Raw genomic sequence first — 10,359 nt, forward strand, 5'->3', positions numbered from 1 at the left:
TCGGGAAGGCGCCTCATGTGGACCGCCCAATCGATCACCGCTCCGGTACCATCGATGGACAGGTGGTCAGCTTCGTCCCGGCGAACGGGAACGACTCCTCGATACACGCCGGGCGCCAAGCGGCGGTTCAGGCGGACTTCCGCGTCGCACGCCTCCCGCCGTTTGCCGATCGTGCTGAAGTCGAGAAACCCGAGCTCGACGGGTTTCTTGATCTTCCACACCTCGTTTGCGCTCAAGAAGACCCAGGAGATATGGGTTTCTCGCAGCTCGATCCCGGGACGCAAAAGGTCGTCGGGGAGGGGCATCGGCTATCCTTTCACGGATTCCCAATATCGATCCACCTGCTCCTGAATCAGTCGGAGAGCTTCTTCGTTCCTCGCGGGCTCGAACAGATGCCGGTAGCGGCCCTGGCCTCTCAGGTAGTCCTCGACCGGGCGGCGCCGCTTGCGAACGAGCGTGTGGGTCACGTTGCCGTTCACCGCTTCCTTCAAGGCAAAGAGTCCCGTGTCGACCGCGAGCCGCGCGTAGTGCGCTGTCTCTTCGGGATCGTAGAGCCACCCCGTCGGGCACGGAGCGTGGGCGATGAACAGCTTGGGACCCTTCATCCTTCGCGCCTTCAGAAACTTGTTGGTGAGATCCACCGGGTAACGAGCCGATACCGTCGCGATGTACGGCGGCCGATGCGCACGCCAGATCTCGAAGAGATCCTTCTTGCCGTGCTCGGTCCCCTCGCGGGTCGCCGGTGTCACCGGGGTCGTGGACGTTCGTGCGCCGTAAGGAGTGGCGCTCGACATCTGGACCCCGGTGTTCCCGTAGGACTCGTTGTCGTAGCAGAAATACCAGAAATCGAGGTTTCGGAAAATCGCCGCCGAAGTCGAGGAGAGCCCCATGTCATAGGTGCTGCCGTCGCCCGCGACCACGACGACGTCGACGTCTTCTTCGGGGCGGAGCCTCCCTTTCCGCAGCAGGACATCGAGAGCGTCTCGCACCCCCTGGGCCCCGGCAGGGGCGCTCGCCATGTTCGTATAGAGCCAGGAGCCCTTCAACGGTGTGTATGGGAAAACGGCCAGGAGTGTGAAGCAACCCGCGGCGTTCACGAACACCGTCTTCTCGCCGAGCGCCTTCGCCGCGAGGCGAAGGGCCTCGAGACCGCCGCACCCCCCGCAGATCGACGTGCCCGGCATAATGGGCTCGGCTCTCGCAATCTGTTTCAGATTCTTGATGGCCCGCAGCTCGGTGCTGGCGTACGCGCTCACGACAGTATCCCCTTTCCCGCGATATGCAGCAGTCCCTCCATGCGCTCTTTTTCCGCTTCGGTGTACAGGAGCCTCGGGCTCGGCACCGGATCGCCTGCCGCGGCGCGCTCCAGATCATGGAAGATGGACTCGAGCTCGGGATCGGAGAGGTTCTTTCCTCCGAGCCCCCCGATGATGCTCAGGAGCGCCGGCGCTTCTCGGGTGCCGTATAGTGCGGCGGCAATCTCCTGGAACGTGATGCCTCCGATTCCGGGCGATAGGTTCTGGTCGATCACGCCGACGGCCTTGCGACCCGACAACGCCCGAGCGATGACCTCACCGGGAAACGGTCTCAGCACGCGGAGGCGAAGGAGTCCCGCCTTGACGCCCCGCGCACGAAGTCGTCGCACGGCGGCCTTGCCCTTGGTGGCGAACGCGTTGGACATTACGAGCACGAAGTCCGCATCGTCCATCTCGAAGAGCTCGATCAGTCCATAAAAGCGCCCGAACGCCTCGTGGAAGGCTCGCGCATGTTGCTCGTGGACTTCGAGCGCTCGTCGCTGCGCGAGGTGGAGCTGGTAGCGAAAATAGCTGTAAGCGAAACCACCGAGAACCGCGGTGCCCTGCGCCATGGGCTCGTCTCCACGAATGAAAGCGTGCCTCGGTTCGTAGGAGGGTAGGAACTCGCGAACGCGATCGGCGTCGGGCAGGTCGACGGGCTCGCGCGTGAACGAGAGCGTGAATCCGTCCATGTTGACGAGCACGGGGAGCGCGACGTCCTCGCTCTCCGCGAGGCGGTAGCCGATGAGAACCGAGTCCAGGACCTCCTGGCAGGTCTCGGCGTGAATCTGAAGAAATCCCGTATCTCGGGCGGAGAGGACGTCGTTGTGATCCGCCTCGAGAGTGACCGGTGACGACAACCCCCGAGAAACGTTGACCAGGACCAGGGGAACCCGCCAGCCCGCCATCGTGTAGAGCATCTCGAACCCGTACAAGAGACCCTGGCTCGAGGTCGCGGTGAAGACTCTCGCTCCCGTGGCGGCGGCGGCACCGGCCGCCGTGAGCATCGAATGCTCGGAGTCGAAGGTGACGAAGCGTCCGGCGAGCTCTCCTTCCGTCACCCATCGCGACAGAAGCTCGATGATCTCGGTTTGCGGAGTGATGGGAAACGCGGGAACGTAGTCCACGTCAGCCAAGCGAGCACCCCAAGCCGCGGACGCGTTCCCGGTCAGAAGCTCTCGGGTCATGCGCGCACCTCTCTTTCGACCCGGAACGCCTGCGTGGGACATTCGTGGGCGCAAAGCAAACATCCTTTGCAGACGTCGTAGCTCACCTGGGGGAATTCGTTCTCGTCGAGCGCGATCGCCGCCTCGGGGCACCACACGAAACACAGCCAGCAACGGTTGCACTTTTCCGGCTCGAGTACGGGGCGAAACTGACGCCAGCTTCCCGTGCGCCGCGCCGGCGAGTTGGCGGAAGCATAGACGCTCGGTGTGGCGCGCCGCGCCGGATCGAGGGCGAGCTCGACGAGAACGGCCGGAGTCGCAGTCTCGACGGCCTCGTCTTCCGGCCAGGGGACGGGCGCCCACGAGCTTCCCAGCTCGTAGACCTCGCGTGCGAGCTCCAGGTTGAGCGCTCTCTGTCCAGCATCGAGGGAAGCCTGCGCGAGCTCGTGCTCGACCCCGGCGAGACACTCGGCAAGATCGAGTCCGATCAGCCGCGATGCCGCTGCGCCGAGAGCCGTGCTGAGGCTCTCGACTCGCCCCGTCCTTTCCAGGACCATCGCGGTGAAGTCGGCGTGGACCAACCGTGGGGGAATATTCAGCTCACGCGTGGAGTTCACGAGCACAGTTGTGTCCTCGCGGCACCCAGCGAGGGGTGCGGCTCCTGGGTCGTCCAGGAGCGTGTCGTCGGAGACGACCACGAGATGAGGGCGCTCGATCGCGCCGCGCTCGAGAATGCTCTCGCGTCCGATCCGCACGAAGGCGGCGAGCGGCGCGCCGCGACGCTCGGCCCCGTACGTCGGGGAGTCCTGTACCACGAATCCCGCATCGAAGGCCGCCGAGCCGAGAATACGGCTCGCGGTCTTCATCCCCTGGCCACCTCGTCCATGAAATCGAATGCGCAGAACTTCGCTCACGCATCCAAGAGGAGCAAGAAATGTGCCGGTTCCGAGCCGTTCCTATTGTCGTAATCGACAGGACTGCCGCTTCACAATGGGTTGTTTGACGCAGGAGCCACCCAACTCCTCGTTTAATCGAGCGAGCAGAAAGCGCGCACGCAAGAATCTCGTACGATGAAGACGTCGCGGTCGGCACGACGCTAGATCTTTTGTGAGACCGATTCTACTCCGTCCGAAGCGCGCGCATCGGATCGACGCGCGCCGCCCGGCGTGCGGGGGCATAGGAGGCCACGAGGGCGACCGAAACGAGCACAACGACGATACCCGAGAATGTCAGAGGGTCGGTCGGCCGCACACCATAGAGCAGACCCGTCATCAGGCGCGTCAGACCGAGCGCGAGCGCCACACCGAGAACCACCCCGGCGAGGGCAAGGAGGGCAGCCTGCTTCAACACCATGCGAAGCACGGCCCCGGCTCCCGCTCCTAGCGCCATCCGGATCCCGATTTCGTGCGTTCTCTGCCCAACGAGGTAGGACAGCACGCCGTAAATCCCGACCGACGCCAGAATCAGGGACACACAGGCGAACAAGCCGAGGAGCATCAGCGTGAACCGGGGCTCTGAGACGGAGGCCGACACGACGTCCTCCATCGTTTGAACGTCGTAAACCGGCACGTTGGGATCCAAGGAACGGATCGTGTCGCGTATGGGGACGAGCACACTGCTGGGGTCAGCCGCGGTCTTCACCACCAAGGTCATGGCCCGAGTCGGGGACCCGCTCGAAACGTGAAACTGCGCCATCGGTCGATAGAACTTCTCTTTCACGATCTCGTTGATCTCGTTCTGTCGCTCGTCTTTCACGATACCGACGATCGTGATCCACGGCCGATCGGGCCCGCCCATGCGAAAGCGCTTTCCGATGGCGCTCTCTCCGGGCCAGTAGATGTTGGCCATGGTTTGGTTGATGACCACGACCTGGACCGTCTCGGCGCGATCTTCCCGACCGATTCCTCGCCCCTCTGCGAGCTGGACTCCCATCGCCTCGAAGTACCCCTCCGAGACCACCTGCCAGTCCCCCTTCGGGTTGTCTCCAGGGCGCGGCTCCCGACCCTCGATCACGATGCTCCAATCGCCCATGGTCGAGGTGAGCGGCAGGAGACGCACCGCACCCGCGTGCTGGACGCCCGAGATGGATCGGACTTTCTCGAGGAGCTCGTTGTAGAAACGAACGACATCCATGGGATCGGGGTAGGTTGGTTGCGGCAGGGACAGTCGGAAGGTAAGCACGTTCGACGCATCGAACCCGGGCTCGATCTTCCTTAGCTCCCAAAAACTCCGAAGTGTAAGCCCGGCGCCGATGAGAAGAACCACGGCCAGCCCGAGCTCGCTCACGACCAGCGCTCGCCGAAGCCACTGCCTCCTCGCGCCGACCGTCGAGCCATGGCTGCCCTCCTTGAACGCGTCCGCAATATCGAGCCGGGAGGCCCTCAGGGCAGGCACCAGGCCGAAGAGGACGCCGGTGGCGACCGAAACTGCGAGAGTGAAGAGAAGGACGGTACCGTCCACCCCCACTTCGGCAACCCGCGGAACGCTTCCCGGGCTCCATGCCCTCAGGACGACCGTTCCCCCGTAGGCGAGAGCCAACCCGAGCGCGCCCCCGAGGCAGGCGAGCACGATGCTCTCGATGAGAAGCTGTTGCACGAGCCGACGGCGAGAAGCGCCGAGCGCGGTCCGAACGGCAATCTCCCGCTGTCGGGCGTCGGCGCGTGCGAGTAGCAAGTTCGCGACGTTCGCGCACGCGATGAGGAGCAGAAACCCGACCGCGACGAGCAGAACCACCAGAGCCGGACGGATGCTGCCGGTGACTTCGTCCGCCACGGTGACGGCAAACGCTTCGAAACGCATTTGAGGCGGATAGAGGCCTTCTTCCGTCAGTTGCGCGGTGATCGCTTTCAAATCGGCCGTGGCTTGCGCGACACTCACACCCGGAGTCAGGCGGGCCGCGGCGAACAGCCCATGGCTTCCGCGGGAAAGGTTTTGTCGATCGATGGCGAGGGGAACCCAAAGCTCGGTCGAGCCCTCTTCCTGATAGTCGAGTGGAAGCTTGAAGCTTCGGGGCATGACGCCCACGACGGTTCGCCGATGGCCGTCGACCTCGACGCTGCGCCCCACGATATCGGCACGGCCGCCGTAACGCCTTTGCCAGAGGGTCCAGCCCAGAATGGCCACCGCGTCGTTTCCCGGCCTGTCCTCCTCGGGCGTGAACGCGCGCCCGAGGAAGGGACTGACCCCGAGAGCGGGAAACAGCCCCTCGGTGACGGCAGCCGCGGCAACCCGCTCGGGCTCTCCCTCCCCGGTGAGATTGACGCTGCGGCTCGACCAGGCGCCGATCCGGGAGAGCGTCTTTGCCCTTTCTTCGTAGTCGAGCAGCTCGGCGTTCGAGACCCACGTTTTGTCCCAACCTTGCCACCGACTCCAGACCATCACCACGCGGTCAGGGTCCTCGTAGGCCAGGGGCGACAAAAGAATCGCCTTGATGACTCCAAAAATGGCCGTATTCGCGCCGATACCGAGGCCGAGCGTCCCCACGACGACGAACGTGAACGACGGCTTCTTCGAAAGCGACCGCAGCGCGTACTTGAGCTCTTGCAGGATCGAAGTCACGCCTTCGCCCCCTTTCGGTCGTCAGACACGCTTTCTTAGACGCCGCTCGCGGGTAAGCGGTTTACATTTAGCGAACTATGAGTTCCCCTAGCTGGGGTGAGGAGTACCCTAGCGGAGGGGATTTGCAGTCCTCGGGTGGGGCGTCTCCTCGCGCGCATCATTGGGTGATTGTAAAGTGAACATGAGCGCAACGCTCGAGGGTGCCACCGCACCGGCCACCCATCGTCGTGAGGCTAGTGAAACAGAACGATGCGCGGAAGTGTTTCGGCCGTCACAATCCTTTTTCCGGTCCCCGGCGATCGGTCGGAGACGAGGGCGGCGCCGAGGACAATTGAGACCGCTTTTTTGCGGCCTTGCGTCGCCGCGGCTGCGTCGGTGATGCCCCCGCCCGCCTCGAGTGTGGGACGCTGATATCGACTAGCGTCTGGGCCACGCTGGTGAAGCTGACTTCGGTCTTTCTCGTTTTGGTTTTTGCTTCGTTCGCCGCTTCGAGGGCGATATCGTTCAGGGACAGGATGCCTTTCAGAAGGCCCTCCTCGTCCGTGACCGGCAGCCTCCTAACCTGGTGCTCTCTCATCACTTTCTCGGCGCCGGAGATATCATCGTCGGGCCGGCACGTCCAGAGCTGCTGGCTCATTACCCCCGCCACGGAAATCTCGTAGAGAGGCTTCCCCTGGAGATAAGAGGCGATACACAGATCGCGATCGGTGATCATCCCGACGACTTGCAAGCGGTCGTCGACCACGGGAACGGCGCCGCAGTCTCTTTCCCACATGATCTTGGCGGCGATGGCACCCGGATCGCCCGGATGGCACACCCCGACATCGGACTTCATCAGCTTCTCCACTTTCATGAATCCCAGCCTTTCTTTTTGGCGAAAAAAAATCCCCGGATCTCGGGTCCGGAGGTCAAGCAACTTCGGTCATGGTTGTCGCGATCCGCCTTCGGCGGTTGTGGTTTCGTACCGTTCGTGAAGAAATGCAACGAGATCGATCAGCTGCTGAGCGGTGATGACCTCGTTATAGTTGGCCATCCTCGACTCTCCCCCGCTCGTGATCCTCTCCTCCTCACCTCCGGGGTACAGGTCGTGCGGGGGGTTCACGATTGAAGTCACGAGCTCTCCGTCGGTCGGTTCTCGCATTGCCAGTCCACCGAGCTTCACGTCGACCACCGGAGTGGCCGTGGGCCGGGGCAGTTCCCTTTCGAGTCCAGCGACCTCATGGCACGTGTAACACTTGAGCTCGACGAAAGCCGCTCGACCCTGCTCGGCATCGCCCGCGGGCAAAGCGAACCCGCGCGCTGATGGCCCCCCTGTCTCCTGGCAACCCAGGAACAGGCACGCTGCAATGGCGATCTCGAAGATCTGGTAGCGCATGCTTCTCCTCCGACTGCTGCGACTTGACCGATCACTTAGCAACAACAGCGGTCTCGGGGAACCGGGCACATCCCTAGTTGGCTCGACAAAAGGCCCTAGCACGGAACGCGAGAATAGGCTGTCCCATGGGTAGACAACCACGCGCAACTTGCTATACTCAGGCGCTTTCACGGTACCTTCAATCACGATTCGCGGGAGTCCGTTCCATGACCCAGTACCACGAACCTTTCGAAGAACTTTCGGATCACGACCGAAACCTCCACCGTGCGCTCACGAGCTTCAAAGAAGAGATCGAAGCAATCGATTGGTATCACCAGAGAGTCGTCTGCTGCAAGGACGAGCAGCTTCGGGCGATCTTGGCGCACAATCGGGATGAGGAGATCGAGCACGCTTGCATGGTCCTCGAGTGGCTGCGACGGAACATGCCGGGTTGGAGCGAGCAGTTGCGGACTTACCTGTTCACCGAAGCACCCGTCCTCGAGGTCGAGGAGGCCATGGAGTCGAGATCCGAATCTTCCACCCCCTCGAGGGATCTCGCGATCGGAAGCTTGAAGGGAGCGGAATGACATGGACCTGTTGAAGCGACAGCTCGCGCCGTTGACGGACGCAGCCTGGAAGCTCATCGACGAGACCGCAAGCCAGGTGTTGAAGTCTCAATTGACGGCTCGCCGGTTCGTGGATGTCGTTGGTCCGAAGGGGGTCGACTTCGCCGCCGTAGGTCTCGGCCGCCTCGACGTTCCCGCCGAGCAGCTTCAGGGATCGAAGATCGCCTACGGCGTTCACCGTGTCCAGCCTCTGGTGGAAGTCCGAGCGCCGTTCGAGCTCGACGTCTGGGAGCTCGACAATCTGGAGAGAGGCGCCAAGGACGTCGACTTGGAACCTCTCATCGGCGCCGCTCGCGAGGCCGCGCGGTTCGAGGACCGAGCGATCTTCGATGGATTCGAGCCTTCGGGCATCGTCGGTCTCTCGAGCGCGGACCGGCATCCGAAGATGAAGCTCCACGCGCGCGAAGAGGCGTTCCTGGAAACGATTTCGGGAGCGGTCATGCGGCTCGAGAAGGCCTCCATTGGAGGGGCCTACGCATTGCTCCTCGGGCCCGAGCCTTTCCGCTACGCTGCGAGCGCCGCATCCGGCTACCCGCTTCTGAGACGCATCGGCTCGCTTCTCGACGGACCCATCATCCACTGTGACGATGTCACGGGAGGTTACGTGGTCTCACTGCGCGGCGGAGACTTCGAGCTCAGTCTCGGTCAGGAGCTCTCGATCGGCTATCACAGCCATGACACCCGAAAAGTCCGTCTATACCTGTCCGAGTCCTTCACCTTCCGGTTACTGGAGCCAGCGGCGGTCGTATCGCTGAGCTTCGAGAGCGATTGACCGCGCTGCCTCGTCGAGTGATTCGTTCTGCCCATAGTGGTCTGACGTCAAGATAGGTCATTGAGTTGGTTAATTGACGACCCTCGTCTGGATCTTGGGAAGCGGGATACTCATGAGCGTGCTCGCGCTCGTGGGCAGCGTGACCCTCCTCTTACGAGAGGAAACCCTGGAACGAATCGTTGCCCCGCTGGTGGCCTTCGCCGCGGGCTCACTGCTGGGCGGGGCGTTCTTTCACATGCTTCCCGCAGCCACGGGAAGTGGACTCTCCATGACGAGCGCCGCGCTCTGGGTCATGGCGGGGTTCACCATCTTTCTGGCGCTCGAGCAGTTTCTTCACTGGCATCACTGCCATCGTGCGTCCGCCGATTGCAAGCAGCCGCTCACCTACCTCATCCTGCTGGGCGATGGTCTCCACAACTTCCTCGGCGGTCTCGGCGTGGCCGGTGTATTCCTCTTGGATGTGCGACTGGGAATCGCCGCCTGGCTTGCCGCAGCCGCCCATGAGGTGCCGCAGGAGCTCGGGGATTTCGGCGTGCTGGTCCACGGGGGATGGAAGAAAGGGCACGCGCTTTTCTTGAACTTACTGTCTGGTCTGTCGTTCCTTCTCGGAGGGATCGTGGCCTACCTGGCCTCCGCGGCCGTGAACGTCACCTTGCTCGTTCCTTTCGCGGCGGGAAACTTCATCTACATCGGCGCCTCAGATCTGGTGCCCGAGGTGAACAAACATCACAGCGCCATGGTCAATCTGGTCAATTTTGGGTCTTTCGTTCTCGGAGTCGGCCTCCTCTGGGCGATCCGGCTCGCTGTCGGCGACTGACGACGGGTGCACTCGCCGAACCGACTCGTCGTCAACCCTTGATGCAGATGAGGGGGACGAGCTTCGCCACCTTGTGGGCGAGGTCCGCGCGGTCGGCGGCCTCTACGACCTGGCCGACGTCCTTGTAGGCCTCGGGCGCCTCCTCGGCGACGTCTCGGTAGGAGTGGCCGCGGATCAGAATTCCGCGTCTTCCGAGTGACTCGATGACGTCGCGGCCGCGCCAGCGCTTCAGCGCCTGATGGCGACTCATGGCGCGACCGGCGCCGTGGCAAGCGGAGCCGAAGGAACGCTCTTCGCTCTCCTTCGTACCCACCAGGACGTAAGAAGCGGTTCCCATCGTTCCTCCGATGAGAACCGGTTGACCGACGTCTAGGAACGCCGGGGGCAAGTCCGCGTAGCCCGGGCCGAAGGCGCGTGTGGCTCCCTTTCGATGGACGAAGAGTCGTTTTCGTTTTCCATCGACCCCGTGCTCCTCCTCCTTACACGTGTTGTGAGAGACGTCGTAGAGAAGCGTCAGGTCGGCGTCTCCCAGAATTCCTTGGACGGCCTGCCGGACGAGATGGGTGATGATCTCGCGATTCGCCAGGGCACAGTTGATTCCGGCACGCATGGCACCGAGATATCGCTTGCCGATGTCGGACCTCAGTGGCACGCAGGCGAGCTCTCGATCGGGCAGATCGATTCCGTGCTTCGGCGCCGCCAGGACCATGGAGCGCAGGTAGTCGGTTCCTATCTGATGTCCCAGACCGCGCGAGCCGCAATGGATGCTGA

11 protein-coding genes are annotated in these 10,359 nt (G+C 63.0%); 3 read left to right on the forward strand and 8 right to left on the reverse strand.

The window, feature by feature from the left end:
• The 7 genes from VEK15_16430 to VEK15_16460 all read right to left on the reverse strand — a co-directional run.
• The coding region (locus VEK15_16430; GenBank protein HXV62289.1) for a hypothetical protein at positions 1–305 on the reverse strand (305 nt) is incomplete at its 3' end.
• Positions 306–308: 3 nt separating this feature from the next.
• Positions 309–1,256: a thiamine pyrophosphate-dependent enzyme gene (locus VEK15_16435; protein ID HXV62290.1), complete on the reverse strand. Its 948-nt coding sequence runs from the start codon at positions 1,254–1,256 to the stop codon at positions 309–311.
• A complete protein-coding gene (locus VEK15_16440; protein ID HXV62291.1) occupies positions 1,253–2,482 on the reverse strand; it encodes a pyruvate synthase in 1,230 nt (409 codons plus the stop codon). The genes VEK15_16435 and VEK15_16440 overlap by 4 nt, the downstream gene beginning before the upstream one ends.
• Positions 2,479–3,375: a 2-oxoacid:acceptor oxidoreductase family protein gene (locus VEK15_16445; GenBank protein HXV62292.1), complete on the reverse strand. Its 897-nt coding sequence runs from the start codon at positions 3,373–3,375 to the stop codon at positions 2,479–2,481. The genes VEK15_16440 and VEK15_16445 overlap by 4 nt, the downstream gene beginning before the upstream one ends.
• Before the next feature lie 205 nt (positions 3,376–3,580).
• On the reverse strand, positions 3,581–6,019 hold the full coding sequence (locus VEK15_16450) for an ABC transporter permease (GenBank protein ID HXV62293.1): 2,439 nt from the start codon (positions 6,017–6,019) through the stop codon (positions 3,581–3,583).
• 271 nt (positions 6,020–6,290) lie between these two features.
• Positions 6,291–6,872 (reverse strand): CBS domain-containing protein, encoded by a 582-nt coding sequence (locus tag VEK15_16455; GenBank protein ID HXV62294.1) that lies wholly within the window; start codon positions 6,870–6,872, stop codon positions 6,291–6,293.
• A 69-nt stretch (positions 6,873–6,941) separates the two neighbouring features.
• Entirely contained in the window at positions 6,942–7,394 is a 453-nt protein-coding gene (locus tag VEK15_16460) for a c-type cytochrome (GenBank protein ID HXV62295.1), read from the reverse strand.
• Between the two features lie 206 nt (positions 7,395–7,600).
• Between VEK15_16460 and VEK15_16465 the strand changes: the two genes are divergently transcribed.
• The 3 genes from VEK15_16465 (at position 7,601) to VEK15_16475 (ending at position 9,588) form a co-directional block, all read left to right on the forward strand.
• Positions 7,601–7,960, forward strand: a complete 360-nt coding sequence (locus VEK15_16465) for a ferritin-like domain-containing protein (protein HXV62296.1) — start codon at positions 7,601–7,603, stop codon at positions 7,958–7,960.
• Position 7,961: 1 nt separating this feature from the next.
• On the forward strand, positions 7,962–8,771 hold the full coding sequence (locus VEK15_16470) for a family 1 encapsulin nanocompartment shell protein (protein ID HXV62297.1): 810 nt from the start codon (positions 7,962–7,964) through the stop codon (positions 8,769–8,771).
• A gap of 73 nt (positions 8,772–8,844) precedes the next feature.
• Positions 8,845–9,588, forward strand: a complete 744-nt coding sequence (locus tag VEK15_16475) for a ZIP family metal transporter (GenBank protein ID HXV62298.1) — start codon at positions 8,845–8,847, stop codon at positions 9,586–9,588.
• Between the two features lie 31 nt (positions 9,589–9,619).
• Here the strand turns inward: VEK15_16475 and VEK15_16480 are convergent.
• Positions 9,620–10,359: RtcB family protein (locus VEK15_16480; GenBank protein HXV62299.1), on the reverse strand; the 740-nt coding region annotated here is incomplete at its 5' end.

It is taken from the genome of Vicinamibacteria bacterium, from assembly GCA_035620555.1.
Taxonomy (GTDB): Bacteria; Acidobacteriota; Vicinamibacteria; order Marinacidobacterales; family SMYC01; genus DASPGQ01.